This is a genomic window from Neorhizobium sp. 2083, assembly GCF_031455615.1.
Taxonomy (GTDB): domain Bacteria; phylum Pseudomonadota; class Alphaproteobacteria; order Rhizobiales; family Rhizobiaceae; genus Neorhizobium.
The window spans coordinates 425,703-442,655 of sequence record NZ_JAVDTC010000004.1 but is presented as its reverse complement, the minus strand read 5'-3'; the positions used below and the strand labels follow the sequence as shown (position 1 = coordinate 442,655).

Here is a 16,953-nt window from a genome sequence, read left to right as displayed (position 1 = left end):
GGCGGCGGGAAGGTCAGGGAATGGTGCTGAGGCTTGCGCCCGCCCCTTCGCCTCTGCCGCCCTCTCAGCGCGCTCCTGAACACTCTGGCAGCTGGTAAGCAGCGCCACCAGGATCAATGCCGCCCGTACCATTGCAGCTCCTCCTCGGTCCATGTGTCGAGGCCATTCTTGCGAGCCTCCGCCTCAAGCTCGTCAATCTTGGCTGCCGCTGCCTGGCGGGCGAGTTCGGTTGCGTCTGCCCGCTCCTGCGCTCTTGCGGTCGCGGCATCAGATATCGCCCGCCGGCGACGTTCTTCGTCGAGTTGGGCAGCGAGTGTGTCCCGCTCGAACTTGGTGACCATGTTCGACGTGGCGGCATCAACGCGATACCATACTACCCCTGGGATGATCTGGCCCACCAATGGAAGGCGGATGCCCTCGTAGAACAGGACAGACACACCGATGCCGGCCAGGACGGCGATCGGGATCTTGATAAACTCGGGGACGGGCACCGCGAAGCTCATGCAGCAAGCCCCTCAAGGCAAAGCTTCTGTTCGCGCTCGCGGCGGTTCACAAGCGCTCTAATCAGACGACCGCCTGCCTTCCCCCACCAAGTGAGTGCTTGGCAGCCGCCTTTGATATCGCCGTTGTTGAGCCGTTTTACCGCCGTGCTGTTGCCGATCGCCGCGATGCCGCAATTGAATGCGATCGACGTATATGCCGTGTCCCGCTTAGGCGTGAGGCGAAAGTTGATGGTCATGGACGTGAAGTAGCGATGCAACCCGGCACGGTACTCGGCCACCTCCGAACGCAGAAGAGCGCGGCACTGCGCTCGCGTCATTTGCATGCCGAGCTTAACGCCACGTGTTGAGCCGGAGCAGATGGTCGGTACGCCGACAATGTCCAGATATGCTTCCAGCCGCTCACCCTCCTCCTGCGCAATGAAGGGGACGGCGATAGCGAGCGTTTCTTCCTCGCTTGGCTGGGCAGCCCGGACCGTTGTCGCAAGCAACAGCGATAAGAGCCCGAGCACCAGGAGCACGCCGGCAATGCGAACCCATTCGACCCACTTGGAATGCCCCTGTTCGTAGAGGCGTCCGCCGATACCGGCGACAAGCAGCAAGACACCGAGCCACCAGACCAACACCGGATCGGTATCGACCCCTGTAATGGCAAAGCGGAGTTCGGGGAAAATCAGGACCACAAGCCCAGCGACCTGCATCCAGAAGCTCAGGGATAGCGCGACTACGCGTCGCCAGTTGGTAACGAGCATGAGGTTCTCCTATGGGGTGATCGAAAGGTGAGGACAGGGATAAGCACCCGGAGCCGGTCGGCAGCCAGTTCCGTGGGTGATGTCCTTTGAGGTTAGGGCAAAGAAACCGACCCCAGCGCTGGTGCGCATGGCAGCCGAATCCCCCCAATGTTGGCTATTGCGATCAACGGTTGCTATGGCTCGATGTTTTGTTAATCTTGCCACCACTGGCGCAATTTTAGGTGCGGTGAGGCAAAGTGGAAGTCGTCTATGAGACCGACCGAATGTTCGTGCGAGCAGATATTAGAAACACTAGGTATCTCGTCTGCACATTCGGCCACATGGATTTTTACAAGGGCAACCCGGACCATTGGGGCGCGAACGCTCTGAGCAGACTGCCATTTTCCTCTATCGGGTTTGTCTGCAAAGAGAACACCTGGTTTCCTCAGGCTGACATGATAAAGGCCATTGAAGCCACCAGGAACATCTGGAGGGGCTTCGATAAGAGGCTTACCTATGGCTTTTCCATGGGCGGATACGGATGCCTGAAATTCGGCGCCGCTCTTATGGCTGATTCAGCCATTGCCTTGTCGCCGCAAGTGTCTATTGACCCCTGCCATAACGGAGGGAAGGATCGACGGTTCTCGCGATTCTTCCAGCCGCACCTGCACGATGGAATGGAGATAAGGCCGGAGGATCTCCCTAAAAAGAGCTGCGTAGTTTATGACCCGAGAGAGCCGTTGGACCGTCTTTGCTTTGACGTCCTGCGCGCTATGCCTGGCGTGAGTGGGTTCAAAGCCTATCATCTCGGTCATGACACCCCGGACGCAGTCGCGTCTTCATCCATTCTAGGGAATTTGATAAAGGTGACTTTCGATCAAGACGACGAGGGCCTGTCTACTTTGCTCTCTACAAGCCGACGATCGTCCAGGAGGCGCACCATCGGCCTAGCGCTCGCTTTGCTACGAAGCCGCCCGGAGAAAGCGGAAGCTATCATTGAAAAGCATCGAGACATTCTCCCTCCATTCTGGTTGAACAAATTCGCAGAGGAAAGAGCCAAGATATTACCCCCAGTGGCAGCCGAGTAACGATAAGCTTTGCCTCCATATGCGGCCTCAAAACTACGCGATCAGATATTTGAAATTGAGCTGGATGACGCCAGACGTATCCATAGTGACGCCGACAACGCTACCGTTATCGGCAGCCATTTGAATAAGAACTTCGGTAGTGCCTCCCGTCATGCTCGCTTCCAGCCGAGACGTTCCGCCCCATAGAATACCATTGATCCACATCTCGACCGCGGGCGATTGACCGCTTTTGCAGGTAAAAGGAAGTCCGGTGACTTTCATAGCGCCAGTTCCAGTATGCGCCGTCCAAGAGAGCCCGATATAGATACTAACTTCGTTGTCGACGCGATGGTACTCGCCTTGCTGCTGGTTGTACGTTCCGGCGCCTGCGGACGTAACGCCGGCCAGAACCGGAGTGAATTGTCCGCGCTGGTCGAAGTTGTTAAGGTCTCCGCTACCGTCATTGAAATCCACTGGCTGATTTATGAAATTGTTCCCCCGCACGGTATTCTTGTTGACGCGCGGAATACTGCTCGTGCCGGTCGTCGCGCCGCAATATTTCCAATTGACGGTTCCGTCGCTGGCGGTGCCACTCGTGTGAGTAGGCGCGGTCGCTCCGGTTGTGCCGGAATTTTGCGCCTCATATAGTTTACCAGCGTTATAGCGGAAATCTCCAGCAGAGACGGCCGTTGCCGTGGCCCAAGCGGAATAAGAGAGCCCGATCGCGCGAATGCCGTACTGCTGTTCTGTAACGAGCCCGGCCTTCCTCTCCATTATGTTGTCTTGAACGTTGTTGCTCTGGCACAGACCGCCGAACGCGGCTTGTAGAAGCAGGCCAGAATATTGCGTTCCTCCGGTTTTGCCGTTGTCGCGAAGCTGATTTCCGAAGACGGTGTTCGCGCTTCCGTAAAGGCCGATCCCGTTGTGCGCGTTCTCGTGGCAGGTGTTCCCGCAAACGACCCATCCGTCACCGGTGACGCTGATCCCATTATCGCCGGTCTGCCGCGCACGATTGCCCAAGATAAGGCCGCCGTTGCAGCCATATCGGACCCCGATCAGCTCGTATGCGCTGGTGTCGCACCAATTTTCAACGATCGTTGTGTTGAGGATGTCACCAGAAAGCCAGATACAGCCGCCGACGCTGTTCTTAAAATAGTTTTTGTAGACTTCGTGTCCGTCGCCGCCATTCAGGAGATATATATGGCCAGACCCGTTCCCCTGTATCTCGAATACGCATCGGCGTACCTTGCACCGAAGGCTTCCATCGCGAATGACGATGGTTTCCGATGGCGCGTTTACGAAATACATGTTCTCGATTTCGCAATCGCGGCAGTTGGTCAGAGTTATCGGCCACCCCGTAGTGTGCGTAACGCTCCGCCCTCCATCGATCGTAAATCCGCTAAGGCTGACGCGATCGAGATTATTGCCGGGTACTGTGCTGCCGCTCGCTGTAGCGACATTCTTAATGACGCAACTACGAACAGCGCCGAGGCCCTTAAACACCGTATCGGAGTAGATCGAGAACGCCCCGTTTACGTTGAACGTACCCTTCGGGATGTGAACGGTTTCCTTGGAAAGGGAGGAAAACAGGGCGGCTCGCGTCAAGGCGGCGGCATTATCGGCGGCCGCGGCATACGCGCCGCAATGCTCGATGGTGATTACCGTCTCGGAAATCTCCCACCACCCGTTGTTTTCAAACGACAGGGCGTGCCCAGGATCAGCAGCGACGCGAGTGTATTGCGCCGTTCCCACCATAGTGGCCGGGACCAGCGGATTCGGGTCGTATGCCTCTACCGTCACTTGATTGACGAGAAGCGGGATGACTGCAGCGGCGGCGGCCACGAATGAGGGAATGCGGTATTGACCTGTCGATGGGTTGAGGAAGCCGGAGCCGTCGATGAAAACGTCCCAATAGGCATCATCAACCGGGGCATGGTTCTGGCTGGGGAGGGTCGCAATCCAGATGTTGACCCCATAACGGACAAGATCACCAACCCTATAGATTGGTTCATCATCCCAGTCACCACGGAAAGGAAGCCGGCCAAACAGCGTCTGGCTTGTCACCTGTTCCCAGGCGGCGCCGACAGGGTTGTATTCCTTGAGAACCGCCGGGTCGAAGTTCTTGTCCAGCCAAAGCTTATCGGTCGTGGGCGGCACGAGCCCGTCGATCATGTTGTCGAGGAAGCCCGCGGAGCGCAGAGCGGCAAGCGTTATTTCGGACCACCGGACTTCGAAGGAGTTGCCAGTTCGAATCGCACCAGGCCCCTTGAACAGGGCATAGTGGGTGTCGTCGTTGAATTCTGTCGGCATCGGGGGTTCCCATAACGAAAAAGGCCCCCGGTTAAGGGAGCCTTCGATCAGGTTTCGATTTTCAGTTAAATCCGGTCAGCAGTCGTCCGCGAACGAGCTGTATCGGCGGCACCCCACCCCTGCCCCGAGGTCAACGCCCGCCTGTGTGGCAAGAAAACCGGTCAACACCACCCCAGCAAGAAAGCCAGTGATGCCTCCGGCAAAGCCCTTGATCTTTATCCCGCCCCACATGAGGCCGAGCGTGATCGCCATTCCGACGAAGATCACCGTATCGTGCACTATTTGACTGCCTCTTGAAGGGCCGGCTTCACGCCGACGTGGATCGCGGTCCTGATACCGGGCAGCGTAGCGCCTGGCAATTGCCGGATGATGGCATTCGCCCCGCTCTTCTTCAAGTCGGCGTCGCCCAACTGCTGGGCAATCAGCGCCAGATCCTCGAAAAGGCCGGCAGACGGGCCCAGGACGGCGCCGAGCTTACCACGGCTTGCATATCGCGAGGCACCGCCCCCTTGATCCTTGTCTCCCGCTATCGCCTGTGCACCGGTAACAATGCCGGGCAGCCCCATCTTCTCCGCCGTGTTGCTGATCTCAAAGGGGATAGACAGGATGCCGGAGCGATCGAGGCCTTCCGCGACCCACAGGCCCGGGTTTTCGAGCAGCTTGTTCGCCTCGTCCATATCGCCGCGCTCGACATACTTCAGATAGCCGACCAGCATGCCAAGGGCAGAGGACATGACCGTCATCTCTGCCAGGCGGTGCGGCCTCTCCTGCAGGCCGGCGATCAAGACGCGCTGGTTACTGGCAAGGCCGAAGCTCTTGAACTGGAAGATCAGCTTTCCCCAATTCGTCTTCATCCACAGCGGGGTATCGGCCACGCCCTTAGTGATGATCGTGCGGTCTACGTCCTTGTTCAGGGCGGCGCCCCATGCCCTGACGGCTGCTTCGTCGTCCCACTGCCCAACATTGGCGCCGTAGATGCCATCCTCCTGCACCCCGTGCTTCTTGAACTGTGCGGCAATGCGCTGGGCCATGTCCTCGTCAATTCCGAGATAGGCCATATAGGCGCGCTCCGCCTTGTCGGCGCCGTTCCAGTCCAGAGCATTCCGCATCATGCGGTTCTGCGTCATGACCGAGGCAACGGTCTTCAGCGTGTCGTTCCACCAGCCAAGGCCTGTCGCCCGGCTGAAGGCATTCGAGGCGTTGGACAGGAACCGTTCGAACCGTGAGCCGTAGGCATATGGGTCGTTCAGGTCTGCCAGCGATGCCAGCCGGGATTGAAGAACGCGCTCTGTGACCGCGCCAAGGGCCTTGGCGTCGGCTCTGGATATCTTCGCGGCCCTTACGCCCTTCACAAGCGCCGGCAGGGCCTCCCGCATGGTGGCGCGCACGCCATGAACCGCAACGAAGCGAGAGGCGTCTGTAAGGCTCGCCAGTGTCACGCCACCGAGCAGCCGGATATAGTTCCAGGTCAGCGCCGCCCGGGTGATCTTCGACCAGTCGCTGGCTTCGTCGGCCGCCCGGTAGGTGCCGCGGATCATATCGCGGAAGGCGGAGAGGTTCTTGACGTCGCGGGCTTCGGCCTTGGTGAGCTTCTGACGCTCCTCATTCGTCTTCGCCTTGGCGCGGAGATCGGCATATTCGTTTGCGATCTCCTCAAACTGCGTCTTCATGTCGGCCCGGCCGAACTTGTCGGCAAGCTCCACCTCTGCGCCCATGGTGCGGGTATAGCGCCGGAGCACCGCCTCCATGTCATTTTCGAGGAAATCCTCGATCAGGTGGTCAGGGATGTTGAATGTGCGCTCCTTGAGCGGCCCGCGCTTCACCGGGACAAGCCATTCCGGCACATCGGCCATGCCTTTGCCGGTCAGATTGTTGAAGACGCTGGCGACGACGGCCTCGATATAGTCCTTCAGGTCGGCATCGTTGATCAGGTCAGGCCCCTTGCCTTCGGGCAGTTTCGCGATCTGCTCGGCGAAGTACTTCCGGGCGATCGTCCGAAACCGTTCTTCCTCGCCGATCAGCTTCTGCCGGTTCCATAGGCGGGTCACATAGCTGGCCGCCGTCGTCACCTTCACGTCTTCCGGCAGGAGGCCGATACGCTGCGCACGCTCAAGCAATGGATCGAATACGGTCGAACGCGCTTCCTTGGCTGCCCGGGTAATGAACTCGTTCCCACCAGGGTCGACATCCCCCCGTCGGCCAGCCTTGGCAACCGCCTGATAGAATTCGGTCTTGGTGCCGGCATACCCGCTCTGACGCGCCTCGCGATAGATGTTCCGGGACGACTCCAGCCATTGCGCCAGCGCCCCCCGCTGATATTGCTTTACGAGGTTTTCAACGTCTGCTCCGAGCGACCGGCCTTCCATCTGCATCGTCGTATAGACAGGATTGTCCACCATGCGGCTATAGACTTCGCGGACCTTTACCGACGGCGAGAACATCGTCTCTACGCCGGGGTTAATGCGAGCAGCAGCCGTCGCCCTTGCCACGATCTGTGCAGCCTTCGGGCCTCCGACACCAAGGTCATCAAGCTTAATCTCGTCGACGGCCGCTGCACCGGCCGACTGCATGCGCTTGACGATAGTGTCGGTCATCCCAACCGCGTCCTCTACGCCCTCATCCAGAAGATCCGTTTCGATCTGCTTGCTGACGCGGCCCCATTCCCCCGCAGACAGGAACTTGGAAGCCCCTGCCCCGATCAAACCGCCGAGAATTGCCGAACCGCCAATGGCGATAGCGCTTTCTTGGGGAGTGCGAAGCTCCTGCGTGACTTGGAGCCCGCCTTCCTGCACGGCCGCACCAAGAGCCGCAGCGCCGCCCACGGCGACAGCAGAGCGCAAGGCGCTATACCCAATGCGACCGCCACGTACCAATGCCCCGCCAGGGATGAGGATGGTCGGGTCTGCTACGCCAGCAAGTATCGAGGCCCCGACGCCAGTCCAGCCGGACGCCGCTAGCGTGGACCGATCCTTCCTCTCCTTATCGATCTGCGCGCGCTTAGCCTCCGCAGCGGTGCGGTTATAGACATCGTCCCAATCGTCAGGCGCTTCCCGTACGTAGGAAGAGAACTCCGGGTCCTGATAAACGTTGAATTCCGGGTCGACCTTGCGAAGCTCTCGCGGATCGATGCCGATCGAGGTGTTTGTCAAGGCCGAGCCGATCAGGTTTTCTTGTCTGAAAGCGGCGCCGAGCGTGTCGAGAAAAGAAGGGTCGGGAGCGTCATACGCCGAAACCCCGACTGTCCCAACATCTGGCAGTGGACGCGAGCGGTCGAGCGGCATCACTTCTTCCTCTGCGGGGCAGCCCGGCTAGGCACATTGCTCTTTGATGGGCCGAACACGCCTTGGAAGAACTCTCCCGCCCCATTGACTGCGTCCTTGAGCGGCTGCACGCCCCGCGGCTCCTTCGAAAGCCCCATGCCTTCGAACTGCTTGTCGAAGCGCTCGCGGTCGGTGGTGATCCCGATCGGTGGACCTTCAAGAGATTGTCCGCTACGTCCGCGAGGTGCTTCAGGAGCCGCAAGTATGCCGGCCCTGTTTTGCAGCATCCTTTGCTCAGCTTCGCGCACCGTCTCGTCCTGCTTGGCTTTCAATGCCGCTTTCTCGGCATCCACATCGGCATAGAACGGAATATTGAAGCGCTGCAGTTTGCCGTCCTTCTCATAGAAGACCTGATACCGTGCCGGCCGACCAGCTTTGATGTCCTGCTCGGTAGACTGATCGCCCTGCAGGTAGAAGGCGTCGGCCTCAATGCCTTCGGCCTTCATCGTATCCTTGAGCTGGTTGCCGATATAGGCGTGCGTTCCGTCCGGACCTACGGGATATGCCTTCTCTGGCGGATACTTCACAACGATGTTGCTCGACAGCGGGCTGAGCGATGTCGTGCCGTAGACCGTCTGGAAACGCCGCTTGGCAATATCTGCGGCTGCATCCTGGTCGCCGTTGGCGTCAACAAGCGCCTCTTCGAGCACGCTGCGGTAATCGGCCACGATCGCCGCTTCCGCTTCAGGATTGACGCCGACCTTGATCTGATCCTGCGATGCAGACGCGCCGACGGTCGGAGCGCGGCTGAATATGCCCTTGTCGAAGATAGCAGCCACATTGCTGGCGCTCTGGTCCTTGAGGAGCTTCTTGACCGGCTCGGACTTCAGGATCGCATCGCGCCGACGGATCTGCTCCGGGTCGTTTGCCGCGATGATTTTCTTGGCCGCCTCGTCGGCGGTATAGCCCATGCCCTGCGTATAGGTCTTGTAGAGATCGAGGTTCTTGGCGATCGATGAACTGCCGTCGAAAGAGCCAAATGATATCGGAGCGTTCTTCTGCAGGACGCTTGCCGCCTCCATGGCCTGTGATACTTGTGCTACGTCCGTCGATGACGCCCCACGGCGAAGCTCCGCCTGCACCTTCTGTGGGATATAGCCAGTGCTCGCCACGAAATTCGATGTCACCGCGGCGCGCTGCTCGGGCTGAGCCGACCCCATCATCTTTTCATAGGCCTTGTCGGCGATCTTCCTCTGGTCATCGTCAAACGGATTGACCGATATCCCGCCGTCGCCCATTGCGTTGATGAAGGCATTGACGCCAGATGTCTCCTTTAGCGCAGAACGAAGCGACGTGATAAGCTGCGCCTTGTCCCCGTTGTCGATCGTACGGTCAGCGAGGATCACGCTTTCCTGCATCTGTTCAGGTTGTGTCGCGATCATCAGGCTGTAGCTGTCTTTCGCGGCCGCGCGCTCCTGATTGCGCTGCTGGCTGTATTGCGTCTCACCCCAAGATGCCAACTGCTCGCGGCGAGCGTAAGGGATGGCATCAAGGTCGGGATCAACAGGGCGGGCCTTGCCGCCGCGCGTGCTTGCGTCCTCAATGTGCCAGTTTTCGTTCGCCAGCGGGAACTTGAGGCCGAAGTTGCTGGCATTCTCATGCACCCACTTCACCACGTTCGGCGGCGCATTCTTCAAAGACTGCCCGTTGAATGAGACATCCGCAGCTCGCGCTTTGAAGCCGTCCTTTTCATTGTGGTTGCTGTGGCCTGGAGGGGCGACGTTGCGGCGAGCTTCGTCAACCGAGCCATACTTCGCCAGTGCCTCCTTCCAAAGCTCAGCCTGCCGTTCGTTGGAGCGCGCACCGGAGTAGACCCCGAGGCCAGCTTGGATTTCAGGCGGCGCAGCCTGAAACATGCGGGCCAGCTTTACGGAAAAGCCATCGTCGAGGCCATCAATGTGACTGGCGTCCTTGTCAGTCCTGGACTGCAAGAAGACCTTGGCCTGGGAAACGTCCTGCGTGGTGAAAGTGGTCGTCTTGGCCTTATCCAGAACCTTCTTGTAATAGTCGGCGCTTTCCTTCGGGATCACGCTATCGTCGCGACCAGCGGCAAGCCATGCATCGGCTCGGGTCGGGCCGCCATTATAGGCGATCAGCGCCGCTTCCCTGTCCCCGCTGTAGCGTGTCAGCATCTGGTTGTAATAATGGTCGCCATACCGACGGCTAACGGCCGGGTCCTTCAGATATGCCTTTTGCTCCTCGACCGTACCATTGGCGGGGAACTTCGCATCGCCAAGGTCGCGAGCGATTTCAGCGCCCGTCTCCGGCATGACCTGCATAAGGCCGGATGCCCCTTTGGAGGATTCAGCGCCCGGATTGCCGGAGCTTTCGACATCCTCCATGGCAGCGAGAACAGAATCAGTGCCGCCCGTGCCACGGATCTCGTGCAGTGCCTGATCGGGAGCGTTCTGAAACTTCCACCGCCATTTGCTTTCGGCAGCGTCGGCCTCCCACTGCTGCCGACGGGCCGCTTTCCACGACTCCGGCATGTTTGCCGTGTCTATAGCCTCAAGCCCCTGCTGCTTCAGCTGGTTAAAATCCGCCGAGTTATAGCGGATCTGCGTGCGGACCGTGTCGAGATTGCTATTCGTCGTCCGATCGTAGTAGAGCCCCTTCTGCTTGTTCTCGAAGGAATCGGCCTTGGAATATAGATCGTTGCCGCGCGTGATCAGCGTGTTCAGATAACGCGTCTGCTCATCCTCCGACAGGCCCGCGAAATTCTGCTTGGCGAAGTCGTCTGCCCGCTGCTGCCACCCTTCGAGGTAGTTGCGGGTAAAGCCGATCCCGCTTTCGCTGCTTTCGTCTTGCGATTTGCGGAACCGCTCCTCCTCCTCGCCCAGGAAGCGAGTCAGGTTGGTCGAAACGGCATTCGCCTTGTCGCCCATGACGTCGGCCTGCTCGCGCTCGGCCAACGCCTGAAGGTCGAATGCGGATTCGGCGACGATCTTCCCGGCATTCGCAACCGCCGCGCCGACACTAACCGTCGGCCCATTGGGCGCAATGCGGCCGGAACGCGTGCCAGAATACCCGACATTACGCGAGGTGGGGATTTCGACCATGGATTACCGGTATCCGTAAGGAAGCTGGACGGAAGGCGCCTGCTGCTTCTTGGCTGGAGCGCCGAAGCGGCTGAACATGTTCGAGATGCCGCCGAACAGCTGCGCCCCAGCGCTTATCTGTGCCGCCTTCATCGCGTTGTCGCCGTTGATTTTTGATATCTTCGCCGCGTCGTTGTAGCCCGCCGCCTGCTGCTTTCCTTTGAAGATATCGCTGTCGGCGGCATAGATGACCTGGTCTTTCGTATCGTCCATCAGGTCGATAACGGAAGGATCGGTCAGATCACCCCCGCTTCCGGCTATGGCGGCGCGCTGTTGGCTTTCGATAAGGCGCCCCTCGCGATACCTCTGCGCCGCGTCCCTCTGGCTGGCGGCCTCCGCCTCGTCCGCCTGGGCCTGCTGGACCTTCTGCTCATAGGCATAGCGCGCCTTGGCTTCTCGCCCCTGCTGAAGCGTGCCGCCGATCTGCATCGCAGTGCCGGCCGCTGCGGCGATACCTGCTATTACTTCGAAGCCCGACATTCCCAGACCACCTTGCCGGCCATGAGCTCGTCTGTCTCGACGAAGCCCAGCCTTTCCATAAGTTCCCTTGCCCGCGAGATATCCCCGGTGCAGTGCGCCTTGATGACAACGGCGCCCTTCTCACGAGCCGCTTTGAACGCCGCCAGAACATGCCGGTAAATCGATGGGCGGCGCTCGGCCGCCGGTACTTCCAGCACGGCGAACCAGACGCCCTCCTCAAGTTCCAGCAACCCGCCAAAGCCTGCAATCAGCGAGCCTTTACAAACCACCTCGCCGACCCATTGCGTCTTGAACTCGATCCCGCCGTAATACCTGACAATGTCCTCGTCCGTCGCGGGACGGATATCAGCCTTTGGACTGAGCATGGTCAGCCATTCGTTTTGACATCGAGCACCAGCGCGCCGGCAGTGAAGGGATACGGCGCCTGGGCCCTGAGGCAAAGACGGCTGTCCGTGTTCCAGTCGCTGGATACCGGCATCATGTCTGCATCGTAGGCCGCGATCACTTCCCCGTCCTGCAAGGGTTTCCCCTTGTTGGTTTCGGTGATCTGCCGAAGGCTGTCAAAATCCTTGCCAGCTCTCACCTTGCCGATCGCCGTGTCGAGCAGATAAATGCCAAGCTGCGACAGCTTCTTGGGCTGGAATAGCGCAGTGCCTCCCTGGGCTCCGTAGGCGAGCTTCGTCGATTGGTAGTCGCCGTTATAAGGCAGGCCGATGACAACGCTCACGCCGGCGCTCTGGGCCGGGAGCACGACGTTCCCGCCGGCCACCGTATAAAGGTCGTCCTGATCATAAAGCGCCACGCCATTGGCCCAGACTGTCACGTCCATACCGTCAAGGTGCGGGACCGAAAACGTCGTCTGCGCTGCAGTCGCGGTAAACCGGGTGAACCCGTCGGCGAGGCAATTGACGAGCCCGCCGCGGCAATCTCTCAGCGAAGCGAGCTTCTCGAAGCGCATCGCTCCATTCCGGTTGACCGCAAAGCAGACATTGTCCTCGCCGCCGCCTCGGTTGGCGATCACCCGCTTGATCTGGCCTTGCGTCGTCCGCCGCCACCAGGACACGACCTTTTCCGCCGGCTCGTAGGTCAGCGCACGGGCTTCGCCATTGCTGAGGATGAACCAGATGATGGTATCCGGCCGCCGCTGGACAGCGAGATCGACAATCTCGAAGCCGTCACAGATCTCCTCGTGCATCGCCATGAGATCGGTCGAACCGTAGTCAAGCGAGCCCTGAATGGGCGCCAGAGCAAAAGCCCCAATCCCCGACGATTGGACGAAGATACCGTCGGAATCGCACTTCACGGCCCGGAGGTTCTTGCAGCCCCGCGTAGAAGCCTCGACCGGGAACCAGTTCGATGCTGTCAAAGGCTCATCGAAGCTCGATGACTTGATCGAAATTTCGGAAACGTCTGTCCCGGCAAGAAGGCGCTGCAGCCCAAGCAGCCACAACACACCGCGATCGGTGGACGCGCCGGTGCTTCGAGCGATCGGCGCCGAATCCCCCTCCACCGCATCGTCAAAGCTTTTATACTGGTCCGGGACCGATCCGTTGATCATGTCCTCACGCGCCCAATAGAGCCGGCCGCCGAAATTCTCGATCGCCGACGGCCACCCGTCATAGTCCGACCAACTGGACTGATCCCACTCAAAGGTCGATCCCAGCGAATAAAAGCGGCTCAGGACTTCGACCACGGCGGATTGCGCATTTGTGATGGAGACTATCCGTGCAACACCAGTCTGGCTGCCGCCGCCATAGATAAGACTGGTGTCAACCGAACCGCTTGTGAGCTCCCCTGGGACGATGACCCACCGGAAGTATTTGATGACGTTATTGTCCCCATCTGTGTAAGTCGACGAGACGTTGGATGTGAAGCTGTTGACGTCGCTCCATGCACCAGGGCTCCCGGAACCATCATCAGTTGCCACCTGGAGGCGCACCTTGCCGACCCATGTGCCGGTCAGTGCAAAATTAAACGTTCGTGACCCACCAACGCCACTGACGCGAATATATGCCCCTTCCGCCGGAGCGGCGGCGAATGTGTCGAAGATGGCCTGCCCACTCTGGAAAAGCCGATAAAGGCGCCCGATCATGCGGCTGTCGAAGTAATCCCGGTCGGCGAGGAGGTTGATCACGCCGACATAGCCGTCGGGCTGGAGCGCGGTAATGACGTCCGATGCCACGAAAGGCCCATCTTCGACCTTATACCGCTGGACGCCCCAACCCGTGTCGCTGCGGCGCTGGATCATGCGCTGCTGGTAGACGCCGGAGGCAACATAGATCACATCCTTGTGCTGCTCATAGCGGATGATGTTGGCCGCGAGGTCCGCAGCGGTCCATGGCGTTGGGATGACGACGACGCCGGATCCTTCGATAACGCAGCGATCGACCAACGCCGGGCGAGGCTTGTCGTTCGAAATCTCCAGGTAGATCGTGCCGGCATTAGGCGTAAAGGCGAGAGAATGCTCTCCATCGTCCAGTGCCAGCGCGGTCAAGATGCTGGAGCCCCCGGCTGCGGCTCCAATACGGACGTTAACCGGCCCGCGCACCACCGTGATGCGCAATCCGTGCTCTTTCGCCTGATCTCCTCCGGCAACCGTCAGCGTCTGCCGAGCGACGGCGCGCCCGAGGAAAGCACCGGTCAGGACGAGATTGCCGCCGCTCACTCCGGCAGTTGCCGTGCCTGTGCTGGCATTGGTCCATCCGGTGAAGGATGCAAAATCGCCGTTGGTGATGGCTGTCGCCACCGCAACACGGCTGACGAATCCATTGTCCCTGATGATCCGCATCTCAAGATTGGAAAGCACAGGAACTAGGTTCGAACCACCGGAATAGGAATATTCGAGCGGAAGCACCTCATCGATGTTGATATCCGCGATGTGCTCCATGCCTGGGCATAGGGTCATCGACCCGATCACCCGCGGCATCATGTTCGAATAGAGGGCGCCGGCGAACTGAAGTCGCTCGAGGTCCAGACGAGCAAGCGCCTCTTCGCCTACCTCGCCGCCGTTCAGCGAATATACCGGCGCATTGACCTTTGCCATTTAGACGTCGCCCTCGTCAGGGACGATCTCGCCGCCGACGATCGTATTGCCGAGGCGGTTGCCATAGCCGTAGAAGCCGCGGCGAGCTCGAAGCCACGAACCGGGCCGGTCGATCTTGTTGTTCTCGTTGCGGGCATCGACGCTCTTGGCCTGGCGCAACGCCTTTTCCTTGCGCTTTTCCAGATCGTCGCGCAGCGAAGCGCCGCCGGTGAGCTTCCCGCACGTCTCATAGGCGAGTTTCAGCGCCACATAGCGCCAGAACAGGGTCGGCCATGGCAGATCGTCGTCATCGTCATCCACGGTCATCATGGCGCTGCTGATGTAGCGGAGGTACATGACGTTTTGGTTGGCGTGAATGAACCCGCCCTGGTCGATGTAGTTGAAGAACTCCTGCTGGAAATCGGGGACATTGGAGACGGCAACGGTGCGGATGTAGTCTTCAGGATAATCAAAGACATATGTCCAGCCTACCGCAGCCGTCTCAACGACATTCAACACAAGCGCAGCGGATACCTTGGCGAAGTTCCAGTCGCCCTCATTGAAGGCCTCCTCGACAACGCCGGGCCATGCCCGTTCGAACACATAGCGGGCTTCCATCTCGGATGTGAGGGACGCCAGCCCCTCTTTCTCAAGATGAACCAGCGCCTGGTTCCAGACTGCGAGCTTGTTCGCCATGGTTGGTTATCCGTTGGCCTTGTTGATGTAGGCTTCGGCGGCTTCCTTGGCCTCGCCTTCGGTGGCAAAGCCATGCTCGACGACATTGCCTGCGTGGACAAAGCGCCATTTATGGTTCGGGCCGCCCCAGCCGACCTCGATATTTTCGAGGGTGAGCTTCGGAATTTCGGTCTCGTTGGCGTTGACACCGTCGCCGGCATAGACATCAAGAACCCGCAGTTTCGCGGTGGTCTTGCTGGTGGTCAGCACCCGAAGGCGAGCATCCAGCGCCATATCTTCGGAAAGCACGGTGATCTCCATGCCGGGCCGCATCTTGTCGAGGCAGTTGCCGAAATACTCGGGGTGAAGAACATCCTGGAGCGTGGTCCCAGTCGGCACATCAGCGGTATAGCGGCCGATCTTGTAATCCGACGGCGTGAACCGCGTGTCGGTGATCTTGACGAGGTTGGTCATGGTCTCGTTCCTGTGAAATGGAAAAGAAAAAGGGCCGCCAATGAAGGCAGCCCCGTTGTTCGGATACCGATCAGCCGACCTCAGTCGGTGTCGGTCGCAGTGACGGCAAGACCGTCGGTCAGGTCCACCCCGTAGGTGTCAGAGCCCGTGTTGATGTCGAGGACAAAGCACAGGTTGACTGCGGAGACGGCTCCGTTCGGCAGGGAAGCCATGGTGAACACAGTGACCTGATCACCCTGCCCCATGCCGCGCTTCATGCCGTCGGAGATGTAGTTGGAGGTGTTGACCGTCGCGATTGCGTCGGTGGTCTTGAGGTGCCACTCCTTGCGACCGCCGCCCGAGAGGGCATCGCGGACGAGGATGAGGCCAGAGGGATCATAAGCCATGGTTCAGGCCTCCTTAGGTAAATGCCACGGTGTCGTCGGTGACGACCTTCAGAACACCGGACTGCTGCAGGATGGTGGCGCCGTCGAAGATGGTGTGACGGGAGTACGAGTAATCGTCCTCGTCGTTGTAACCAGCTGCGACCTGGATCTCGCCCTGCGCGATGGCGTGGCCGACGGCCGGCTTCGCGAAGATGAAGTTCGACGCCGTGGCCGTGCCCTTGCCGGGCAGACCGGTGTGCATGATGTGCATCGCACCCAGCCACATCTTCGGACGATCGAGCGCCGCGCCGGCAAGCAGCTTGGTGTCGACATAATCCGCGGAGACGAACTGGTTGAAGGTCAGCAGCCGCGCCCATGCCTTCGGCGTCCACAGGCAGGTGATTTCCTGGCCGGCCATGACGTCGTTGTTCCAGAGCGAGGAGATTTCGTCGACCGTCTTGCCGAAGGTCTGCGTCTGCGCCGCGCCGGAGGCGTAGGAGTTGGTTGCAGTGGCGAGAGCATCGATGATCGTGTAATCGATCTCGCGTGCGGCAGCCAGCGCACCAGCGTTCTGCATCGCTTCGCGAAGGTTCGCCGGAGCGGTGAAGACGTTGAAGCCGGTCTGCGTTTCCTTCGAGTGCTTTTCCTTCAGCGTGATCGACGGCTGCGAATCCGTGCGGTTACGGGAAGGAATGAGGCCGTTGACGCCTCGTTCGGACATGCGGCCTGCGGCACCCTGCAGAGCGAACTTTGCAGTGAGGCCAGAGACCATGACTTCTCGGGAGACCCGGCTCTTGAGGAAGGTTTCGCCGCGCTGAAACGCGACAATCCACTCCTCAACGAACTGGTCCTTAGTGATCATGTAAGCCATGATAGGACGATCCTTGAGATGGAGTTGAGGTCAGTTCCAG

General features: G+C 59.7%; 14 protein-coding genes. 1 reads left to right on the top strand and 13 read right to left on the bottom strand.

Features of this window, described 5'->3' with window-relative positions; genetic code table 11:
* Window positions 1-113: 113 nt before the first annotated feature.
* Both J2X76_RS18325 and J2X76_RS18320 read right to left on the bottom strand, forming a co-directional pair.
* Window positions 114-503 carry a hypothetical protein gene (locus J2X76_RS18325; protein WP_310218705.1) on the bottom strand — a complete coding sequence of 130 codons (390 nt, stop codon included), beginning with the start codon at window positions 501-503 and terminating at the stop codon, window positions 114-116.
* Entirely contained in the window at window positions 500-1,252 is a 753-nt protein-coding gene (locus tag J2X76_RS18320) for a lysozyme (protein ID WP_310218703.1), read from the bottom strand. Before J2X76_RS18320 ends, J2X76_RS18325 begins: the two co-directional genes overlap by 4 nt.
* A 236-nt stretch (window positions 1,253-1,488) precedes the next feature.
* Here J2X76_RS18320 and J2X76_RS18315 point away from each other — a divergent pair, with 236 nt between their 5' ends.
* The gene (locus J2X76_RS18315) at window positions 1,489-2,319 is read left to right on the top strand and encodes a hypothetical protein (protein ID WP_310218702.1); all 831 of its coding nucleotides are present in this window, start codon (window positions 1,489-1,491) and stop codon (window positions 2,317-2,319) included.
* Between the two features lie 33 nt (window positions 2,320-2,352).
* Here J2X76_RS18315 and J2X76_RS18310 read toward each other — a convergent pair whose 3' ends face one another.
* The 11 genes from J2X76_RS18310 to J2X76_RS18260 all read right to left on the bottom strand — a co-directional run bounded on the left by J2X76_RS18310 (window position 2,353) and on the right by J2X76_RS18260 (window position 16,913).
* Window positions 2,353-4,608: a right-handed parallel beta-helix repeat-containing protein gene (locus tag J2X76_RS18310; RefSeq protein WP_310218701.1), complete on the bottom strand. Its 2,256-nt coding sequence runs from the start codon at window positions 4,606-4,608 to the stop codon at window positions 2,353-2,355.
* Between the two features lie 75 nt (window positions 4,609-4,683).
* Window positions 4,684-4,887 carry a hypothetical protein gene (locus J2X76_RS18305; RefSeq protein ID WP_310218700.1) on the bottom strand — a complete coding sequence of 68 codons (204 nt, stop codon included), beginning with the start codon at window positions 4,885-4,887 and terminating at the stop codon, window positions 4,684-4,686.
* On the bottom strand, window positions 4,887-7,889 hold the full coding sequence (locus J2X76_RS18300; RefSeq protein ID WP_310218699.1) for a hypothetical protein: 3,003 nt from the start codon (window positions 7,887-7,889) through the stop codon (window positions 4,887-4,889). The genes J2X76_RS18305 and J2X76_RS18300 overlap by 1 nt, the downstream gene beginning before the upstream one ends.
* Window positions 7,889-10,987, bottom strand: a complete 3,099-nt coding sequence (locus J2X76_RS18295) for a transglycosylase SLT domain-containing protein (RefSeq protein ID WP_310218698.1) — start codon at window positions 10,985-10,987, stop codon at window positions 7,889-7,891. Before J2X76_RS18295 ends, J2X76_RS18300 begins: the two co-directional genes overlap by 1 nt.
* A 3-nt stretch (window positions 10,988-10,990) precedes the next feature.
* Window positions 10,991-11,455: a hypothetical protein gene (locus J2X76_RS18290; RefSeq protein ID WP_310218697.1), complete on the bottom strand. Its 465-nt coding sequence runs from the start codon at window positions 11,453-11,455 to the stop codon at window positions 10,991-10,993.
* Between the two features lie 32 nt (window positions 11,456-11,487).
* Complete coding sequence (locus tag J2X76_RS18285; protein ID WP_310218696.1) at window positions 11,488-11,871, bottom strand: hypothetical protein; 384 nt, start codon at window positions 11,869-11,871, stop codon at window positions 11,488-11,490.
* Between the two features lie 2 nt (window positions 11,872-11,873).
* Window positions 11,874-14,549: a hypothetical protein gene (locus J2X76_RS18280; RefSeq protein WP_310218695.1), complete on the bottom strand. Its 2,676-nt coding sequence runs from the start codon at window positions 14,547-14,549 to the stop codon at window positions 11,874-11,876.
* Window positions 14,550-15,224, bottom strand: a complete 675-nt coding sequence (locus J2X76_RS18275) for a hypothetical protein (RefSeq protein WP_310218694.1) — start codon at window positions 15,222-15,224, stop codon at window positions 14,550-14,552. It abuts the gene before it with no gap.
* 6 nt (window positions 15,225-15,230) lie between these two features.
* The gene (locus J2X76_RS18270) at window positions 15,231-15,677 is read right to left on the bottom strand and encodes a hypothetical protein (protein WP_310218693.1); all 447 of its coding nucleotides are present in this window, start codon (window positions 15,675-15,677) and stop codon (window positions 15,231-15,233) included.
* A gap of 80 nt (window positions 15,678-15,757) precedes the next feature.
* Window positions 15,758-16,063: a hypothetical protein gene (locus tag J2X76_RS18265; protein ID WP_310218692.1), complete on the bottom strand. Its 306-nt coding sequence runs from the start codon at window positions 16,061-16,063 to the stop codon at window positions 15,758-15,760.
* A gap of 13 nt (window positions 16,064-16,076) precedes the next feature.
* Window positions 16,077-16,913, bottom strand: coding sequence for a phage capsid protein (locus tag J2X76_RS18260; RefSeq protein WP_310218691.1), 837 nt, complete (start codon window positions 16,911-16,913; stop codon window positions 16,077-16,079).
* Window positions 16,914-16,953: the final 40 nt, after the last annotated feature.

Excerpts from the sequence above, each read along its gene's own strand:
- J2X76_RS18265 (WP_310218692.1), bottom strand. The coding sequence starts at position 16,063 with ATGGCTTATGATCCCTCTGGCCTCATCCTCGTCCGCGATGCCCTCTCG.
- J2X76_RS18310 (WP_310218701.1), bottom strand. The coding sequence starts at position 4,608 with ATGCCGACAGAATTCAACGACGACACCCACTATGCCCTGTTCAAGGGG.
- J2X76_RS18295 (WP_310218698.1), bottom strand. The coding sequence starts at position 10,987 with ATGGTCGAAATCCCCACCTCGCGTAATGTCGGGTATTCTGGCACGCGT.
- J2X76_RS18270 (WP_310218693.1), bottom strand. The coding sequence starts at position 15,677 with ATGACCAACCTCGTCAAGATCACCGACACGCGGTTCACGCCGTCGGAT.
- J2X76_RS18275 (WP_310218694.1), bottom strand. The coding sequence starts at position 15,224 with ATGGCGAACAAGCTCGCAGTCTGGAACCAGGCGCTGGTTCATCTTGAG.
- J2X76_RS18260 (WP_310218691.1), bottom strand. The coding sequence starts at position 16,913 with ATGGCTTACATGATCACTAAGGACCAGTTCGTTGAGGAGTGGATTGTC.
- J2X76_RS18300 (WP_310218699.1), bottom strand. The coding sequence starts at position 7,889 with ATGCCGCTCGACCGCTCGCGTCCACTGCCAGATGTTGGGACAGTCGGG.
- J2X76_RS18280 (WP_310218695.1), bottom strand. The coding sequence starts at position 14,549 with ATGGCAAAGGTCAATGCGCCGGTATATTCGCTGAACGGCGGCGAGGTA.
- J2X76_RS18325 (WP_310218705.1), bottom strand. The coding sequence starts at position 503 with ATGAGCTTCGCGGTGCCCGTCCCCGAGTTTATCAAGATCCCGATCGCC.
- J2X76_RS18320 (WP_310218703.1), bottom strand. The coding sequence starts at position 1,252 with ATGCTCGTTACCAACTGGCGACGCGTAGTCGCGCTATCCCTGAGCTTC.
- J2X76_RS18285 (WP_310218696.1), bottom strand. The coding sequence starts at position 11,871 with ATGCTCAGTCCAAAGGCTGATATCCGTCCCGCGACGGACGAGGACATT.
- J2X76_RS18290 (WP_310218697.1), bottom strand. The coding sequence starts at position 11,455 with ATGCAGATCGGCGGCACGCTTCAGCAGGGGCGAGAAGCCAAGGCGCGC.